Below are 16,625 nucleotides of genomic sequence, written 5' to 3'. Positions count from 1 at the left end.
GGAGGGAAAAGAAGTGGATATAAAATCACCTTTACCGTTTGAAACCTCAGACAAAGCCCATGCTAACTTGTTTAATCGGATGGTCGACACCCTTGTAGAGAACGACAATGCGCTTAGTAAACAAATTGCAGGTATCACAAATGAAAGCTTATTCAAATTAACGGGAGATCAAGCCATTCAAGATGCATCAGTCAGCGGCGAAGAATATCCAATAGGTATTACATTCATGGATATTGGTCAAGCCAATGATACGGGATACCCTACAAGATACGGTTTTGTGAAAAATGAAAAATATAGTAACTTTCGATTTATTCAATATTACTATGGGACTGGAAACGAAGCAGGCAGTTATTTTGATAGCACAGGTACGTGGTGCCGTCATTGGTGGACGGGGTCTGGCTGGACCGAGTGGCACAAAATCTCTGGTTTTCTTCATACGAACATTGGTACAACTGGTAAGCAGCTGTTAACCAAGGGAGAGTACCAAAAAGTCCTCTTTAATCGAAAGATAAAAGATAGTCATAATAATTTTGACATCAATAATAATCGCTTCATCTGTCCCGAAAATGGGATGTATTTAGTAAATGCAGGTGTTTATATTGATAGTTTTCAAAGATACGCAAACTTTGAATTATCAATCTATTTGAATGGAAAAAGATATAAAAATATCGCACACCATAGACAAAGCCCTGGAAGCCCATCTGATACATTGAGCTTGAGTACGGGAATTTATGGTGCTGCCAATGTACCTGCTAATAAAGGGGATTATTTAGAAATTTATATGTATGCAGGATATGACGGAGATGTTAGCCGCTACGTATCTGAGAACTCAGGCTGGTACAACTATTTCGATATTACAGAAATAGGCGGACGTAATTTCCCGAGAGTATAGGAGGGTTCTGATGATTTTATATGAAGCTATTAAGTATAAATACCCTGATGCTGATCCGCAAAAGGATTTTGAACTGAGAAATGACGGCGACGGTTCATATATAAGTGAGTGGCATCTAGACGTGCCAAAGCCAACGGCAGAAGAATTAAAAAAATGGTGGGAAGAATCACAAGCCAACCCGAGGTATCAACCACCTCTTCCACTAGATTATCTAGCACAAGAAGTAGCCAAAGAAAAGCTGATGAGAAAACAGCTTGAACACCAATGTGATCTTCTATCAAACGAACTAAAAGCGCTAAAAAATGAGATCCTTTTCATTAAAGGAGAGAGTGAATCATGAATTATTGGGTCATGGCATTATATTTTCAATGGGCGACACCTGAGCTAGTCAAACAAGCAATTGAACTGGGGGATTGTTCAATGGAAGATCTAAATGAAGGATATGAGCAAAGGATGCTCACTTTAGAGCAGCTGCAAGAGATTGAACCAAATGTTAAGGCAAGGGAGTGAAGAGTGATTGGATATCAAAGAACCAAAACCTTTTGAAGTGAATGATAAAGCGCATGCAGATCTGTTTAATGACATGGTCAACGTACTACTTGAAAATGATACTGGACTAGTAGAACAAATCTTAAAACATACAAATGATGCGAAAATACATGCATCTGAAACAGAAAAGGAGAAATGGAATGAATCACAGAGTTATAAGATTACAGCCGATAATGGAAGTCAGCTAATCAACATTCCAGCCAATGCAAGAATTTTTGACGCAATTAAAGGAAAAGGAACATGTACATTTTATGCAGCTGCGGGTGTGGAAGATTCTCCTTCCCTATCGAATGTCTCGATAAGAGGCATGCAGACGGTAGGGGAGGAGGATAGTGGAACTGGCTTTGCAATTGATCGTTCAGGTAATGCATATTCTTTCTATTATCATACCGGTGATACGTCGATTACATGGACAAAGCTGCCTACAGATAGCGATAGGGCAAGATGGGATAACGGTCAATTAGTAAAAATCACACAAGATAATGGAAAGCCCATTTATCATGGATTTGCTAGCGAGACAGACTATAACACTCTCACTCAGACAGGAATGTATCTTATTTATAACCAAGGTATAAACGGTCCATCATCCTTTAATCGAGTGTTTTTGTTGGTCATGAGTTATGGCACTACATTAGTGCAAATAGCATATGAATCTGTATATGGGAAGAACACATACTTTAGAGTTCTTAAACACAATGCAGAATCATGGACACCATGGGAGAAGCAAATCACACTATCAGATTTATTGGAAGGTTCGTGGGAAACACCTAAAGAGCTTAAAAGCAATTGGAAGGAATATGACCCTATTAATTTGCCAGTAAAATATCGTAAGAATCTCTTAGGTGAAGTAGAGATAGTAGGTGCTGTAAAAGGTGGAATTTTAGGAAATAACGAAGTGTTTATTTTGCCTGAAGAATTTCGGCCGAAACAGGCGATGCATTTTGTAGGAGTCGCTTCAAGTACAGGAACACCAGGAGTACCTCAATTCCATCGTACGTTAATAGATAAACAGGGTAATGTATGTGTACAATCATCTTCAAATACTGTTAATCCCACTGAGTTTATTACATTTGGTTTTAAGTTCAGTACAAGATGAATCCAATAAAACCGATATTTAGAACTGATATATATAAGGAGAATGATAATGGAGATAAAGGCACCTCGTTCTTTTAAAGTCAGTGACAAAGCCCATGCAGATCTGTTTAATGACATGATCAAGGTTATTCTTGAGAATGATAATGGACTATTAGATCAAATCAATCAACACAAAAATGATACAACATCTCATGCATCTGAAAAAGAAAAGCAGAAATGGGATCAATCTCAGTTATATAAAATGACAAATGATAACGGGTCCCAGTTGGTGAATATCCCTGCCGGCGGCAGCATTTATAACGGGATTAAATCGTTAGGTGCTTGCTCGTTCTATGCCCCGGGAGGTTCTGGAGTAGTTGATTCTCCTGCTATAGGCAATGCAGCATTAAGGGGCTTTCAGCTAGTAGGTCAAAATAATATCGGTGTAGGAATCGCAATTGACACTTCAGGTAATGCATTTTGTTTTAACTATCATGTGAATGACATTGCGATCAATTGGTTGCAAATGCCTACTCAAAACGAAAAAAACAAATGGGACGCAGGACAACTATCTAAAATTACTGCTGACGATGGAAAAGCATACGAAAGAATTAATGCAAACGATCCTAGTATTTTAGATAAACTCATCAAATTACCGGGCGTGCACTCCTGGTATATCCATGAAGCACACCCCGATCTGCCAACAAAAAGTTCTATGAGGGCCTTATCAGTCTTTAGTGAAAATACCTATGGCTGGATAATTGGGGCAAATAACACAGGCGATGTATACATTAATCGATCGACGACAGATGTTACCGGTACTCAGCAAGAATGGAGCGGCTGGAAGAGGCTGAACGAGCACCCATTATTGAAAGCGAATGGAAATAGAATGCTGATACCGACTGGTACAGATATACTCACTCTGCCCTCCGGTTTTTATTATGTCTCTGGAACGAATGCAATAAATATGCCATCAACGACCGATGCTTCTTGGTTTAATGTAGATATTTTAGAAACGGGAAACAACCGCAAAACATTTCATGTGAGTCGAAGCTACGATAATACTCATTGGTACGGAACTACTCATACAGATGGGATCTTCAGGGGCTGGAAACAGCTAGTGACAAATTCTGAATTTGAAAATGTCACGTGGCTGAGTGTTACCTTAGACAAAAGTTCATCTATAGGGGATAGACCAGTCGAATATGTAAAATGGGGAAATTTGTTATTGCTGAGAGGGCATCTAAAAGCAAATAGAGAAATCATCTGTGGATGGATTCCAGCCGCGGGTTTACCAGAGAAAGGTCTAGTAGTATCAGTTCCAGTATCAGGTACAACGGGTCATAGTAAATTACTTATATATAAGACAGGAGAGCTAAAGCTAACTGGTTTACTGGCAGCGAATGATAGTGCAGTAACTGGCTACTATTTAGACACGGTCGTCCCATTAAATTAAGGAAGTGATAAAAATGATACAAGCCTATGAATACAATCATCAAAATGAATTGGTCAGACCTATCGAAGTGTTCGAAAGGGATGATGAAGGCAATTATGTCATTCCAGATCAATGCACAACAATTGCACCACCCAATAATCCTTCTTTTTATAAAGCTGCATTTGATGTGGAAAAACAACAATGGTATGAATCAGCTACACAGGAGTATATAGATAGCCTAAAACCAGCCCCTCTCCCGCCAAATGATATAGAACTTTTGAAAAAACAAAATGCTTTGTTATCAAAACAATTAACGCAGCTATTGGCTATGCAGAAAGAGGGAAATTCAGAATGATGTTTCCAACTGTAGCAGATATCAAACAATTTTGGGACTGGCAGTGTTACAGCCAAGAGGATATTGCATTTTATGTAAGCATTGGATGGATCTCCGTACATGACTATCAAGACATAACAGGAGAAACATACCAAGCCTAAATGCTTTATTTTTTTGCCCGGAAGAAGGATTGTGGGGAGCAAGATTGAGGTTGGGTTTGTTGTTTTTACATTTTATATAATTTTAAAAAGGAGAGATATCATTGGATATAAAAACTCCTCGTTCTTTTGAAACGAGTGACAAAGCTCATGCTGATCTATTCAACGATATGTTGAAAACATTGCTTTATAACGACACTGGTATATCAGAACAATTAACTCTTCATATCGGTGATTCTAGCCAACACTCTTCAGAAGTAGAAAAAAAGAAATGGAATGAGTCGCAGCTATATAAAATTACAGGTGATAATGGAGTACAACTTTTAAATATTCCTGCCGGCACAAAAATTTTTGACTCAATTAAAGACAAAGGGACATGTACATTTTATGCTCCCAGTGGAATAGAGGATAGCCCTTCACAATATGCCATTAGAGGGATACAGACAGTGGGACAAAATAATATTGGAACGGGCTTTGCAATAGATACATCCGGAAATGCATATTACTTCTACTATTATTCTAGTCACATATCTATCACTTGGACACAGCTCCCGACAACAGCTGAAAAAGATAAATGGAACAACGGACAGTTATATAAATTGACTCAAAATAATGGTAGACCTATTTATAAAGGTGCAAGTGAGACCACCGACTATAACGAAATTACGGAAACAGGAATGTATCTCGTTTATAATGCAGGTCTAAATGGTCCACAAGGGATCAAAAGGGCATTTATGATTGTTATCAGTTATGGAAATACCCTGTTACAAACTATATATGATGCAGTCAATGGTCTGAACTCTTTTTATAGAATTAGGAAGATTGACTATACATGGACTGAATGGGAAAGGCAGCTCACATCTACAGATTTAAATGCGATTCAATCATTTCCTATTACTGATATGAATGGACAGGGGAAGGCTTATATCAGAAATACAGAAGATTTCCATGAAGTATTACCAAAGTATCGAGGTTTAGTTCATTTTGCATCTGCAAATGCACCAACCAATGGCCCGGGTAATGCGTTAAGGGGGATTTGGACTTGTAATAACACAGGTACGTACGGGCAGGCAATTGGCTTTGACAACTTAAACCGCACGTGGCGTAAGACTATAGCGAATGGCGTATGGTCAAAATGGGAACGTTTGCTAACCAGTGCAGAGCAACTAGAATGGAAGTCCCCAACAACAATATTAAACGGATGGAAACAATACGGCACTCAAAAAGTGCAATTTTATAAGAATTCATTTGGAGAGGTAGGGATAATCGGTTCTATTACAGGGGGGACTATCGGTTTTGAAGTACCTGTTTTTACATTGCCAAGTGGTTATCGTCCTATACAGGCTATCCATTTTATAGGGGTAGCATCTAGTATCGGCGCTGGTTCAACACCACAAACACACAGAACACATATTGATACTGGTGGTAATGTGTATATTCAAAGCGTCTCCAATTCAACAAACCCAAATGAATTTATCACGTTTGGCTTTAAATTTATAGCGGCAAAGGAGGAATGAAAGTGAAGTGGATATATAAATACGATGAAAAATTTAATTACCTTCCAGGGGAAGAAATAGAAATTGAAGGGGACGCAGACATTCCAAAAGGATATACAGATGTAAGACCACAAGATGGTTTGTACAAAGGTAAATACAATGAAACGAAAAGAGCATGGTATGAGTCGGCTACACAGGAATACATTGATAGCTTGCAGCCAAAGCCGATGCCACCGTCAGAAATTGATCTATTAAAACAGCAAAATGCTGATCTGCTTCAGCAGCTGGCAGATTTAGAACAGATAGCAGAAGAACAATCAAAAACAACAACAGAACTTATCAAGTTGCTGAATGAAAAGGGGGTCACTTAATTGGATTGGTTCCGTAGTATTTCATTGTTCTATCAATGGAAGTGTTATGAAAATGAAGACGTAGCAAAATTTGTTCGCTTTGAGAAGATCACGCCGGAACAATACAAAGAAATAACAAAAGAAGAATATCAAACAAACGCTGAATAGGCGTTTTTATTTTGCCTTCTTTAAGGATGCGCAAAGTGAGGGAGTAGGTGAGTGCAGTGGAAATGGATTTGACTCAATATTTAATGACACAGGGACCATTTGCAGTGTTGTTTTGTTGGGTACTGTTTTACGTATTAAACACAACAAAGGAACGAGAAAACAAACTCAATGAACAAATTGATGCTCAAAATGATGTGTTAGCAAAATTTAGTGAGAAGTATGACGTCGTGATCGACAAGCTTGATAAAATTGAACGAAATTTAAAATAGGAGGAAAAAATCATGAAAACATTCGACAAAGGCACTGTGATTCGCACAGTGCTTCTTTTTATTGCTCTTATCAATCAAACGCTTGTGATGTTTGGACAGACGGTGCTGCCGATTAGTGAGGAGCAAGTGCAAACCGCTGGAGAGGCACTTTATGTGGCGGGTTCCACTATTTTTACCATGGTTACAGCTGTTATCGCATGGTTTAAAAACAATTATGTGACTTACAAAGGTCAATTGCAAAAAGATGCCCTGAAACAAAGAGGGCTAACAAAATAATATTTAAAGGAGAAACAGCATGGTTAAAATCATTCAAGCATTCATTCCAAAACAAAATCGAAACAGACCAGCAAATAGGATGAAACCGCTCTATATTACGGTGCATAATACGTCAAACACAGCAAAAGGTGCAAATGCGGCGAGTCATGCAGCTTTTGTTGCACGTTCAAGCACTGGGGTCAGCTGGCATTACACTGTTGATGATCAGGTGATTTATCAGCATTTACCGTTAGACGAAAACGGCTGGCACGCAGGGGATGGCAGAGGCACCGGCAATATGAAATCGATTGGAATTGAAATTTGTGAAAATGTAGACGGCAACTTTGAACAAGCAGTAGAAAATGCCCAATGGCTCATTCGGAAGCTGATAGGAGATTTCGGAATTCCTTTATCAAATGTAGTGCCGCATAAACATTGGAGCGGAAAAGAGTGTCCAAGGAAACTTCTCGGACGATGGGATCATTTTAAAGCTGGCATAGCCACAGCGCATTCAGGCAGCAAAAGCACAAGAAAACCAGTTCAGGCGAAAAGCTTGAGCCAAAAAGCACCCGTTTCCAAACAGAAATCGTCAAATCTGCCATCCGGCATTTTAAAAGTAACTAAGCCTTTAACAAAAGGACCTCAAGTCACAGCGGTGCAAAAAGCTTTATCTTCTCTCCATTTTTACCCGGACAAAGGGGCAAAAAACAACGGGATTGATGGTTATTATGGACCGAAAACGGCAAATGCGGTTAAACGGTTCCAGCTCATGAACGGATTAGCGGCAGACGGAATTTACGGACCAAAAACGAAGAAGAAAATCGAACAATTACAGAAAAAGTGACGATCTATCTAAAGTGCTATCAGCAAGTGAAGAGTTGCTTCCTTGCTGATAGCTAACAAAAAATGACATCATATATGATATAATCGACCAAATCACTATCATGGTTTGGAGAGAGAAAAATGAAAAAAGAACTGTTTCAAGTTATCATGCTGTCAGTGCTACTCATCTATTTCATTTATCACGGAATGACGAGCAATTTCCCTATGTCCTACATAATCATTCTCATCACGACTTATCTTTCTGTGATCACGTACCACATCATAAAGTTATTAAGATTACGAAAAAACAAAGAACGATCAGAATATTAAGAGTTATGCAAATAAAAAAACCATCCTTGATTTCTCAAGAATGGTTTTTCATATGGAGCATAGCGGGATCGAACCGCTGACCTCTACGCTGCCAGCGTAGCGCTCTCCCAGCTGAGCTAATGCCCCGAAGTATTGCGACATAATTTATTATAATCAATCCTCCTGTAAAATTCAAGATGTAAAACGCAAGCACATCGTCTATTTTTCCTTCTGCTCAATTGGAATAAAGTCAAAGATTTCGCCAGAATGAACAGAGTGAGCTAATCGTCTCAACCAGTCATAATAGGCCTTTGAGTGTTCAAGCTGCTCAAGGAGCTGCTGCGCTTCCTCTCTTACATGTTCTTCCAGATGATCGTCACTCGCCATCTCTTGAAGCTGCTCTTGCGCTTCTTCAATCGCCGCTAAATTGACCTCGACCTCTCGTTCCCATTTTTGCGGAAAGAAGTTCATGAAAAACTTAAAAAAGTCTTTTTCAGCAACAAAGCTATGTTTTCTTCGGCCCCGGTGAAACGTCTTTTTGACAATATTCATGTCCTGCAGTTTTTTTACACCTGTACTCATACTTGGCTTACTCATTTGCAGTTCTTCACGCATTTCATCGAGTGTCATTTCCTCATTTAAATACATGGTCCCATAGAGAATACCCGCACTTCGTGTAATGCCGTAGAGATCCATCGTTTCAGCTATGGAATCAATGACTAGATCTTTAGCAGCTAAAATACGTTCTTCTGCTTGTGGCTGTTCCTGCTTTTTCATTTTGTCCCTGCTTTCTATTAAGAGAATTCAATACGTTCAAAAAAATCTTTATGGACTATATGTTAACGAAAGAATGCAAAATGTCAAAAGAAAATGAAGCATATCTCCCTTTGACAGAAAAATTTGAACATGTTACGTTTATTATGTTCAAAACGTTAAGTTTTTATTTAACAAACTTATCAAAGAAAAACAGGGGAGGTTCCTTCTATGAGTCAAACACTATTTATAGATGGGCAATGGGTTGGCGCTAAAAGTGGCGACACGCGGGATATCATCAATCCATTTAATCAAGAAGTGATCGCGACAGTCAGTGAAGGATCTAGAAATGATGCGCAGCTAGCCATCAAAGCAGCGAGGAAAGCCTTCGATCAAGGTGACTGGGCAAACCTGCCTGGACTTGAAAGAGGAAATTTGGTGTTTAAGATTGCAGAATTGATTAGACGTGATCTTGATGAACTAGCCACTTTAGAATCGCTTGATACAGGTAAAACATTAGAGGAAAGCAAAGCAGATATGGACGATATTGCGAACGTGTTCCAATATTACGCAGGTCTGGCTGATAAAGATGGCGGGGAAATCATCGCATCGCCAATTCCGAACTCGAAAAGTGAAGTAGTCAGGGAGCCTGTCGGTGTATGCGGACAAATCACTCCTTGGAATTATCCATTGCTTCAAGCAAGCTGGAAAATCGCTCCTGCTCTTGTGGCGGGGAATACAATCGTTTTAAAGCCAAGTGAAATCACACCACTCACAACGATCAAAGTATTTAAACTCATGGAAGAAGCGGGCGTTCCAGCAGGCGTTGCAAACTTAGTGCTCGGACCTGGGGCGACAGTTGGGGATGAACTTGCTGTGAGTGATCAAGTGGATTTCATTTCTTTTACAGGCGGTATTGAAACAGGTAAGAAAATTATGCAGGGAGCCACCGGTAATGTGAAGAAAATCGCTCTAGAGCTAGGCGGGAAAAATCCGAATATTGTGTTTCAAGATGCTGATTTAGACGTAGCGGTTGACCAGGCAATGAATGCTGTGTTTTTCCATGCAGGGCAAGTGTGTTCAGCAGGTTCACGTTTGCTAGTAGAAGAATCCATTCATGATGAATTTTTAGAAGAACTGGTGAAGCGTACGAAAAAAATCAAGCTAGGCAACGGCTTTGATGAAGGGACGCAGAGTGGACCGCTCATCTCAGCTGAGCATCGAGAAAAAGTAGAAAAATACGTCAGCATCGGGTTAGAAGAAGGCGCAACATTAGAAACAGGCGGAAAAAGACCTGACGCAGAGGAACTTCAAAATGGGTTCTTCTACTTGCCGACCATTTTCTCTGGCTGCACGTCAGATATGCGGATTGTACAGGAAGAAGTCTTTGGGCCTGTCCTGACAGTCGAATCCTTCCGTACAGAGGAAGAAGTTATCGAGCTGGCAAATGATACGATTTATGGATTAGCAGGAGCTGTGTGGTCTTCGGATATCAGCAAAGCTGAAAGAGTGGCTCGTCAATTAAGATTAGGCACGGTTTGGATCAATGACTTCCACCCCTATTTCGCGCAAGCACCTTGGGGTGGATACAAGCAATCAGGTATTGGGCGTGAGTTAGGACGCACGGGACTTGAAGAATACACTGAATTGAAGCATGTATATCGAAATACAAAACCTGAAGCAGTTCATTGGTTTAAATAAAAATCACACATTTGGAGGAGATTCTATATGACACTAAATATGAAAATTGAAAGCATGCAGAAATTTCATACATTTGAAATACCGACTGTCATTAAACATGGCATTGGCGCAGTGAAACATGTTGGGGAAGAAGTGAAAGCATATGGCGTTTCAAAGGTATTGCTTGTAACAGATCCCGGTATTTATCAAGCGGGCGTGGTGGACCCAGTGATTGCTTCATTAAAAGAAGCGCAAATTGATGTCGTTCTATTTAATAAAGTAGAGCCTAATCCGCCAGTCCGTCTAGTGAACGAAGGATCTGCTTTATATGAAAAAGAAGGCTGTAATGGATTAGTCGCAGTAGGCGGCGGAAGCTCAATGGATACAGCGAAGGCAATCGGAGTAGAGGCGACCCATGAAGGCTCAGTTCTTGATTATGAAGCGGCAGATGGAAAAAAACCGCTTGAAAATAGAATTCCGCCTTTAACCACCATTCCGACAACAGCCGGAACAGGTTCAGAAGTCACGCAGTGGGCAGTGATTACGGATGAAGAAAGAGAATTCAAATTCAATACTGGTGGACCACTTATTGCAGCTCACTTAACAGTGATTGACCCAGAGCTTCATGTATCCATGCCGCCTCATGTGACAGCAATGACTGGAATTGATGCACTTGCTCACGCGATTGAATGCTATACGATGAAATTTGCTCAGCCCATTACTGATGCGGTAGCGCTCATGGCCATTGAATATGCAGCTCATTATATTCGCCGCGCTTTTGCTGATGGCGAGGATTTAGAAGCGAGATATGGAATGGCACAAGCTGCAATGCTCGCTGGTCTTTCATATGGAAGCGAATCAGCTGGAGCGGCTCATGCAATGAGTCAAACACTCGGAGGCATTATTCCTGTAGCGCATGGTCAGTGTGTTGCAGCGATGATGGGACCAGTGATGGAGTATAACTGGAAAGGATATCCGGAAAAATTCGCTCGAATTGCGCAAGCGTTTGGTATTGATACAAGCAGAATGTCAACAGAGGAAGCAGCCAAAGCAGCCGTGAACTGGATGTATGATTTAGTAGATGATTTAGAAGTTCCTTCATTAGAAGAACAAGGTGTATCAAAAGATATGATTGATCGTTTATCTAAAGAAGCGATGAAAGATCCGCAAACAGTTGGAAACCCAAGAGATCTAAACGAAAAAGCGTACAACTGGATTTATGCTCGCTGCTTTGAGTTAACACCCAAAACGGTGTAACAAAGAAAAAAGGCTCCCAAAGGGGAGTCTTTTTTCTGTCTTATAGTTGTTCTTTAATTTCTTTGATTTGATGAATATGGCGTTTTTCGTGTGCGCCGATAAAATCAAGATATTGCTTAAGGGATAGTTCTTTAAACACGGGGTGTGCAATGACGCGTTTGAAATCTTCCTCAGTAAATGTTGATAAAATTTGATTGAGCTGCTCACGTGCTGTATCGAGCTCATCCTTTAAATGTGTAGGTGTCACATGTTTGTGCTCAGGCTTAACAATACTAGGCGCAATGGCTTTTTTCGAACGGTCCTCTGCCATTTCCACCGGCTTTGGTTCATATTCTTTGATCGGTGCTTTTTTTCCCTCAGCAGCTAGATGTTTTGCTGCAACTAGGTCCATTTTCTTTAAATGATCTGCTACCTCTTGAATACTCCAAGTATCATCAGATAATTTTTGGTTCAATTGATCTTCGTTCAAACCTTGCAGCTCGTGCCACAATTCTTGTCTTGCATCATGTAATAAACTCATTTTACTCACCTCAAGATCAAATTTTAACATAATGGTACATGACAATCATTCTTGAGCTATTCGAGAATTCCTTTGAAGAATTGTGATGAAATATGAAACCTTTACAAAAGTGGTTCGTATTACCTGTTAGAAGGAATACATTGGAGGTGAGTGTGGTCTAAATGAAACAAAGGCTGTTCATTTCATGAAGAAAGGGTGAGGAAGATGGATGTGTTCGGGCTGCCTTTTCAGACGCTGTATTTATACATATTGATGATATCAGGAATCCTGACACTTGTTTTCGTCTTTTTCGGCGATGTATTTGATGGATGGTTTGACGCGATCCCTGTCCCATTCCTGCAACCAACATTGATCCTCGCATTTCTTACCTTTTTCTCGGCTGGAGGGTTTATTTCTGAAAAAACAGCAATTGTAGGAAGCGGACTTGGCGCAGTATTATCTGCCATTATCGCAGTGATCCTTGTGACTTGTTTGAATGTATTTGTTCTAGTCCCGCTTTCCTCTGCTGAAGAATCTCTTTCTTATATGGAGGCCGATTTAAAAGGAAGAACTGGGGAGATCATTGTATCTGTTCCAAAAGACGGGTTTGGAGAAGTGCTGTTGGTCAGTAATAGCGGGAAAATCTCTAAGCCAGCTGTCAGCTTCGACCAAGAGGAAATTCCATATGGAACCCGCGTGCTAGTCGTCGAAGTGAACAAAGGTGTCTTATCCGTAATACCAAATGAAGAAATCTAGGAGGGAATGCTATGCCAGGAACAACCATTTTAGTTATCATTGGAATTGTGCTTGTGATTCTTATTGCACTTATTGGTGTATTTGTTTCTAAATACCGGACAGCAGGTCCAGATGAAGCGTTAATCGTTACAGGAAGTTATCTAGGAAGTAAAAATGTCCACGTGGACGAAGGTGGAAACAAGATTAAGATTGTAAGAGGCGGCGGTACCTTTGTACTTCCAGTCTTTCAACAAGCAGAACCGCTCAGCTTACTATCTAGCAAGCTAGATGTTTCAACGCCTGAAGTCTATACTGAACAAGGTGTACCGGTCATGGCGGATGGAACGGCCATCATTAAAATTGGTGGATCGATTGAAGAAATTGCTACTGCTGCAGAGCAATTTTTAGGTAAAACAAAAGAAGATCGTGAAAACGAAGCGAGAGAAGTACTAGAAGGACACCTACGCTCCATCTTAGGATCAATGACAGTCGAAGAGATTTATAAAAACAGAGAGAAATTTTCTCAAGAAGTACAACGTGTCGCTTCGCAAGATTTAGCGAAAATGGGTCTAGTCATCGTGTCGTTTACGATTAAAGATGTTCGTGATAAAAATGGTTATTTAGAATCTCTAGGTAAACCAAGAATTGCCCAGGTGAAACGTGACGCAGATATTGCAACTGCTGAAGCAGATAAAGAAACGCGGATTAAACGTGCAGAAGCAGATAAAGATGCGAAGAAATCTGAGCTTGAGCGTGCTACCGAAATCGCTGAGGCAGAAAAAATCAATGAACTGAAAAGAGCCGAATTCAGACGTGAACAGGATACAGCGAAAGCAAGCGCTGACCAAGCGTACGATCTTGAAACAGCTCGGAACCGCCAGCACGTAACTGAACAAGAAATGCAAGTCAAAATCATCGAACGTCAGAAACAAATTGAATTAGAAGAAAAAGAGATTCAGCGTCGTGAACGTCAATACGATTCTGAAGTGAAAAAGAAAGCAGATGCGGACCGTTATGCTGTAGAGCAGTCGGCTGCGGCGGAAAAAGCGAAACGTCTCGCTGAAGCAGATGCGAAGAAATACAGCATTGAAGCAATGGCGAAAGCAGAAGCTGAGAAAGTCCGTATTGACGGGCTTGCCAAAGCAGAAGCAGATCGTGCGAAAGGGGAAACAGAAGCAGAAGTCATTAGACTGAAAGGACTTGCAGAAGCCGAAGCAAAAGAGAAAATTGCGGAAGCATTCGAACAGTATGGCCAGGCAGCGATCCTTGATATGATTGTCAAAATGCTTCCTGAATATGCGAAGCAAGTATCTGCACCGCTTTCTAACATTGACAAAATTACTGTTGTGGATACGGGTGGTAACGGAGAAGGCAGCGGTGCCAATAAAGTTACAGGCTATGCCACGAACCTCATGTCCAGTCTTCAAGAAAGCCTAAAAGCATCCTCAGGAATTGATGTCAAAGAAATTATTGAGAATTTTTCAGGCAAAGGCAATGTGAAGCAAAGCATTCAAGAGCTGACAAATGAGATCAAACAGCCAAGAAAAATCGAAAAAGCCGCTCATCAAATAGAAGAATAAAATCAATAGACACCTTCTGATGGAAGGTGTCTATTGAAATTTTAACTTTCCCGCTCTTTTCTGTAGTATAAGTTGTAGGAAGTACGTTGACAAAACGACCAATTGGATTTTAATCATGAAGATAGTGTGGAAAAAGCTAAAAGGAGTGACGCAGATGAAGGTAAGGCATGCTGTACAACAAGATATTCCTAAAATCGCTGAGATTCATGTGAAAAGCTGGCAGACGACTTATCAAGGGATCATTTCGCAGGAGTATTTAGATAGTTTAAACATTGAAGAGCGGGAAGAGAGCTGGAGAAGAAGGTCGCTTGAAGGAACGTTTGTCGCAGAAGATGCGGATGGTGTATTTGGTTTTGCTTCTTTTGGAAAACAACGTGACGAACGTTATTCTACATATGATGGAGAGCTTTATGCTATCTATTTATTACAGCAGAAACAGAAATCAGGTGCGGGTGTTGCTTTAATGGCAAACGGAGTGGATTATTTAATAGAAAAGGGTTATCAAAATATGCTGCTATGGGTATTTGAAGAAAATACGGCAAAGCAATTTTATCAAAAGCTTCAACCTAGTTTTGTCGTGACCAGCCAGTTTGAGCTGGCTGGCGAGAACCATAATGAAATAGGATATGGGTGGGAGCTGTCTATATTAAAAAACCATATACAACGAATCAAATCGTCAGCTTCCAGTAATAATGAGAGAAAAAAGTGAAAAGCACAGCAAGCAAAATGTAAGAAATAAACGGTGAAGCTTCTACTTTTCCTTTCACGCCAGCTATTTTTAAAGCTTCATAGAAACCTGCCAAAAAATAAGCAAGGCTGAAAATATAACAGCACAGCATAATGGAGTAAGGGCTCATAGTCGTACCTCCAGCATGAAATCTTCTATTATTAATAGATTCCATAGAGCGGAAAATTATGCATAAAAAAATAACCAGCTGAATCAGCCGGTTATTTTTGACGAGGAAAAACCAAACGGGATGCACTTGGGATGAGTATACAAAGAACGATACTGCAAATAATAAATGAAGGAACCATATATGTGCTGTTATAAATTAAGGAGTAAACCCATCCTGGTGTTCCTTTTGGTGCATATTGAGAAAAGAAAACAACGCCAGAAATAAAGAACGTCAGCAGTCTGAAGAAACTAGCAACAAAAACAGATAAGGTAATATAGAAGAATTGCTGCTTTCGCTTTTGATCCTGGATGGCTTTTTTAATCAATCCAGAAAACAGGCCGCTTAGAGAAATGACAACAGATGCGACAAAGTAATCAAGGAATCCTTGAACAGGTGTAGCGATGATTGGGCTATTCATCAGCTGAAGACCTGCGATTAACACACCAATGATAAACCCAGTAGATATTCCCCATCTAATAGACATAAGAATAACGGGAATCATGATCAGTGCAAGAGATCCGCCATTCGGCATTCTTAAAAAGAGACCTGATAAGTAATCTAATACAAGTGCAAGTGAAGTCATAATCGCGATTTCCATCAGTCGTACCAATTGATTTGATTGCTGCATAAAAAAATCTCCTTTTTCATGAATTGAGCAAGGAGAGACCGTGTAAGGATGAGTATGTTATTCATAGAAAAACATATCGATTTGAATACACCATATGTATTCAAGTAATTCCACATTCCTACTTCAGTATTAACTGACAGGTTCAAAGGGTCAGAACAACGAATGTTCACTCTCAGCACAAAGCTCCCCCTGCGGTTATTTAGTTTCAATCTATTATAAATATACTAAAGACCTGCAGAATCAACAATAGACAATTCCCGTGAAAAGCCGTATTCGTATCAATATATAGGAAGAGATAAAGAAAAATAAATTATTTAGAAAAAATACTTGTTTCTTCTTTCAAAAGGTGTTATATTTGTATTCGCCGCTGAAACAGCGCGCTTGATAAATAACATTAAGAAAAAAAGTTGTTGACTTTATCTTGATAGAATGTTATATTAATAAAGTCGCCTCTGAGAGACGGCGAAGATGATCTTTGAAAACTAA

General features: G+C 39.9%; 21 protein-coding genes, 1 tRNA gene and 1 riboswitch. Of the genes, 18 read left to right on the top strand and 4 right to left on the bottom strand.

What is annotated here, in order from left to right:
* Nucleotides 1-13 precede the first annotated feature (13 nt).
* From AKG37_RS06705 to AKG37_RS06650, 13 genes are all read left to right on the top strand, one after another.
* Nucleotides 14-892, top strand: a complete 879-nt coding sequence (locus AKG37_RS06705) for a hypothetical protein (RefSeq protein WP_060698106.1) — start codon at nt 14-16, stop codon at nt 890-892.
* Nucleotides 893-902: 10 nt separating this feature from the next.
* Nucleotides 903-1,232 (top strand): XkdW family protein, encoded by a 330-nt coding sequence (locus AKG37_RS06700; RefSeq protein WP_060698105.1) that lies wholly within the window; start codon nt 903-905, stop codon nt 1,230-1,232.
* Complete coding sequence (locus tag AKG37_RS06695) at nt 1,229-1,402, top strand: XkdX family protein (protein WP_060698104.1); 174 nt, start codon at nt 1,229-1,231, stop codon at nt 1,400-1,402. Before AKG37_RS06700 ends, AKG37_RS06695 begins: the two co-directional genes overlap by 4 nt.
* 7 nt (nt 1,403-1,409) lie before the next feature.
* On the top strand, nt 1,410-2,537 hold the full coding sequence (locus tag AKG37_RS06690) for a pyocin knob domain-containing protein (protein WP_060698103.1): 1,128 nt from the start codon (nt 1,410-1,412) through the stop codon (nt 2,535-2,537).
* Between the two features lie 48 nt (nt 2,538-2,585).
* The gene (locus AKG37_RS06685) at nt 2,586-3,971 is read left to right on the top strand and encodes a hypothetical protein (protein WP_060698102.1); all 1,386 of its coding nucleotides are present in this window, start codon (nt 2,586-2,588) and stop codon (nt 3,969-3,971) included.
* A 13-nt stretch (nt 3,972-3,984) separates the two neighbouring features.
* Nucleotides 3,985-4,305, top strand: coding sequence for a hypothetical protein (locus AKG37_RS06680; RefSeq protein ID WP_060698101.1), 321 nt, complete (start codon nt 3,985-3,987; stop codon nt 4,303-4,305).
* Nucleotides 4,302-4,445, top strand: a complete 144-nt coding sequence (locus tag AKG37_RS06675; RefSeq protein WP_060698100.1) for an XkdX family protein — start codon at nt 4,302-4,304, stop codon at nt 4,443-4,445. Before AKG37_RS06680 ends, AKG37_RS06675 begins: the two co-directional genes overlap by 4 nt.
* A gap of 101 nt (nt 4,446-4,546) precedes the next feature.
* Nucleotides 4,547-5,959, top strand: a complete 1,413-nt coding sequence (locus tag AKG37_RS18500; protein WP_077233701.1) for a hypothetical protein — start codon at nt 4,547-4,549, stop codon at nt 5,957-5,959.
* Nucleotides 5,956-6,309, top strand: coding sequence for a hypothetical protein (locus tag AKG37_RS06665; RefSeq protein WP_420805455.1), 354 nt, complete (start codon nt 5,956-5,958; stop codon nt 6,307-6,309). Before AKG37_RS18500 ends, AKG37_RS06665 begins: the two co-directional genes overlap by 4 nt.
* Nucleotides 6,310-6,456 (top strand): XkdX family protein, encoded by a 147-nt coding sequence (locus AKG37_RS18495; protein ID WP_077233700.1) that lies wholly within the window; start codon nt 6,310-6,312, stop codon nt 6,454-6,456.
* A 56-nt stretch (nt 6,457-6,512) separates the two neighbouring features.
* On the top strand, nt 6,513-6,725 hold the full coding sequence (locus AKG37_RS06660; RefSeq protein ID WP_060698098.1) for a BhlA/UviB family holin-like peptide: 213 nt from the start codon (nt 6,513-6,515) through the stop codon (nt 6,723-6,725).
* A gap of 12 nt (nt 6,726-6,737) precedes the next feature.
* Entirely contained in the window at nt 6,738-7,001 is a 264-nt protein-coding gene (locus tag AKG37_RS06655; protein WP_019743388.1) for a phage holin, read from the top strand.
* Between the two features lie 19 nt (nt 7,002-7,020).
* The gene (locus AKG37_RS06650) at nt 7,021-7,824 is read left to right on the top strand and encodes a peptidoglycan recognition protein family protein (RefSeq protein ID WP_060698097.1); all 804 of its coding nucleotides are present in this window, start codon (nt 7,021-7,023) and stop codon (nt 7,822-7,824) included.
* Nucleotides 7,825-8,185: 361 nt separating this feature from the next.
* Here the strand turns inward: AKG37_RS06650 and AKG37_RS06640 are convergent.
* Together AKG37_RS06640 and cudC are read right to left on the bottom strand one after the other, a co-directional pair.
* Nucleotides 8,186-8,258: transfer RNA gene (locus AKG37_RS06640), tRNA-Ala, on the bottom strand.
* 72 nt (nt 8,259-8,330) lie between these two features.
* Complete coding sequence (gene cudC, locus AKG37_RS06635) at nt 8,331-8,888, bottom strand: choline uptake/conversion transcriptional regulator CudC (protein ID WP_060698095.1); 558 nt, start codon at nt 8,886-8,888, stop codon at nt 8,331-8,333.
* Nucleotides 8,889-9,095: 207 nt separating this feature from the next.
* Here cudC and betB point away from each other — a divergent pair, with 207 nt between their 5' ends.
* Complete coding sequence (gene betB, locus AKG37_RS06630) at nt 9,096-10,565, top strand: betaine-aldehyde dehydrogenase (RefSeq protein WP_060698094.1); 1,470 nt, start codon at nt 9,096-9,098, stop codon at nt 10,563-10,565.
* Between the two features lie 27 nt (nt 10,566-10,592).
* Complete coding sequence (locus AKG37_RS06625; RefSeq protein ID WP_060698093.1) at nt 10,593-11,801, top strand: iron-containing alcohol dehydrogenase; 1,209 nt, start codon at nt 10,593-10,595, stop codon at nt 11,799-11,801.
* Between the two features lie 40 nt (nt 11,802-11,841).
* Here the strand turns inward: AKG37_RS06625 and AKG37_RS06620 are convergent, their stop codons facing one another.
* Nucleotides 11,842-12,321, bottom strand: coding sequence for a DinB family protein (locus AKG37_RS06620; RefSeq protein WP_193391699.1), 480 nt, complete (start codon nt 12,319-12,321; stop codon nt 11,842-11,844).
* 204 nt (nt 12,322-12,525) lie between these two features.
* Here AKG37_RS06620 and AKG37_RS06615 point away from each other — a divergent pair, with 204 nt between their 5' ends.
* The 3 genes from AKG37_RS06615 to AKG37_RS06605 all read left to right on the top strand — a co-directional run bounded on the left by AKG37_RS06615 (nt 12,526) and on the right by AKG37_RS06605 (nt 15,324).
* Complete coding sequence (locus AKG37_RS06615) at nt 12,526-13,056, top strand: NfeD family membrane protein (RefSeq protein WP_060698091.1); 531 nt, start codon at nt 12,526-12,528, stop codon at nt 13,054-13,056.
* Nucleotides 13,057-13,067: 11 nt separating this feature from the next.
* Nucleotides 13,068-14,615 (top strand): flotillin family protein, encoded by a 1,548-nt coding sequence (locus tag AKG37_RS06610; RefSeq protein WP_060698090.1) that lies wholly within the window; start codon nt 13,068-13,070, stop codon nt 14,613-14,615.
* Between the two features lie 154 nt (nt 14,616-14,769).
* Nucleotides 14,770-15,324: a GNAT family N-acetyltransferase gene (locus tag AKG37_RS06605; protein WP_060698089.1), complete on the top strand. Its 555-nt coding sequence runs from the start codon at nt 14,770-14,772 to the stop codon at nt 15,322-15,324.
* A 239-nt stretch (nt 15,325-15,563) separates the two neighbouring features.
* Here AKG37_RS06605 and thiT read toward each other — a convergent pair whose 3' ends face one another.
* The gene (gene thiT / locus AKG37_RS06595; RefSeq protein ID WP_060698087.1) at nt 15,564-16,139 is read right to left on the bottom strand and encodes an energy-coupled thiamine transporter ThiT; all 576 of its coding nucleotides are present in this window, start codon (nt 16,137-16,139) and stop codon (nt 15,564-15,566) included.
* Nucleotides 16,140-16,237: 98 nt separating this feature from the next.
* A riboswitch (TPP riboswitch) is annotated at nt 16,238-16,339 on the bottom strand.
* Nucleotides 16,340-16,625 lie beyond the last annotated feature (286 nt).

The sequence above is a fragment of the Bacillus australimaris genome, assembly GCF_001307105.1.
GTDB lineage: Bacteria > Bacillota > Bacilli > Bacillales > Bacillaceae > Bacillus > Bacillus australimaris.
The sequence above is the reverse complement of the archived record's forward strand: the minus strand, read 5'-3'. Positions and strand labels throughout refer to the sequence as shown.

What these genes read in the sequence shown, in the direction of transcription:
- AKG37_RS06700 (WP_060698105.1), top strand. Translation starts at nt 903, where the DNA reads ATGATTTTATATGAAGCTATTAAGTATAAATACCCTGATGCTGATCCG.
- AKG37_RS06695 (WP_060698104.1), top strand. Translation starts at nt 1,229, where the DNA reads ATGAATTATTGGGTCATGGCATTATATTTTCAATGGGCGACACCTGAG.
- AKG37_RS06685 (WP_060698102.1), top strand. Translation starts at nt 2,586, where the DNA reads ATGGAGATAAAGGCACCTCGTTCTTTTAAAGTCAGTGACAAAGCCCAT.
- AKG37_RS06680 (WP_060698101.1), top strand. Translation starts at nt 3,985, where the DNA reads ATGATACAAGCCTATGAATACAATCATCAAAATGAATTGGTCAGACCT.
- AKG37_RS06675 (WP_060698100.1), top strand. Translation starts at nt 4,302, where the DNA reads ATGATGTTTCCAACTGTAGCAGATATCAAACAATTTTGGGACTGGCAG.
- AKG37_RS06665 (WP_420805455.1), top strand. Translation starts at nt 5,956, where the DNA reads ATGAAAGTGAAGTGGATATATAAATACGATGAAAAATTTAATTACCTT.
- AKG37_RS06655 (WP_019743388.1), top strand. Translation starts at nt 6,738, where the DNA reads ATGAAAACATTCGACAAAGGCACTGTGATTCGCACAGTGCTTCTTTTT.
- AKG37_RS06650 (WP_060698097.1), top strand. Translation starts at nt 7,021, where the DNA reads ATGGTTAAAATCATTCAAGCATTCATTCCAAAACAAAATCGAAACAGA.
- cudC (WP_060698095.1), bottom strand. Translation starts at nt 8,888, where the DNA reads ATGAAAAAGCAGGAACAGCCACAAGCAGAAGAACGTATTTTAGCTGCT.
- betB (WP_060698094.1), top strand. Translation starts at nt 9,096, where the DNA reads ATGAGTCAAACACTATTTATAGATGGGCAATGGGTTGGCGCTAAAAGT.
- AKG37_RS06625 (WP_060698093.1), top strand. Translation starts at nt 10,593, where the DNA reads ATGACACTAAATATGAAAATTGAAAGCATGCAGAAATTTCATACATTT.
- AKG37_RS06620 (WP_193391699.1), bottom strand. Translation starts at nt 12,321, where the DNA reads ATGAGTTTATTACATGATGCAAGACAAGAATTGTGGCACGAGCTGCAA.
- AKG37_RS06615 (WP_060698091.1), top strand. Translation starts at nt 12,526, where the DNA reads ATGGATGTGTTCGGGCTGCCTTTTCAGACGCTGTATTTATACATATTG.
- AKG37_RS06610 (WP_060698090.1), top strand. Translation starts at nt 13,068, where the DNA reads ATGCCAGGAACAACCATTTTAGTTATCATTGGAATTGTGCTTGTGATT.
- AKG37_RS06605 (WP_060698089.1), top strand. Translation starts at nt 14,770, where the DNA reads ATGAAGGTAAGGCATGCTGTACAACAAGATATTCCTAAAATCGCTGAG.
- thiT (WP_060698087.1), bottom strand. Translation starts at nt 16,139, where the DNA reads ATGCAGCAATCAAATCAATTGGTACGACTGATGGAAATCGCGATTATG.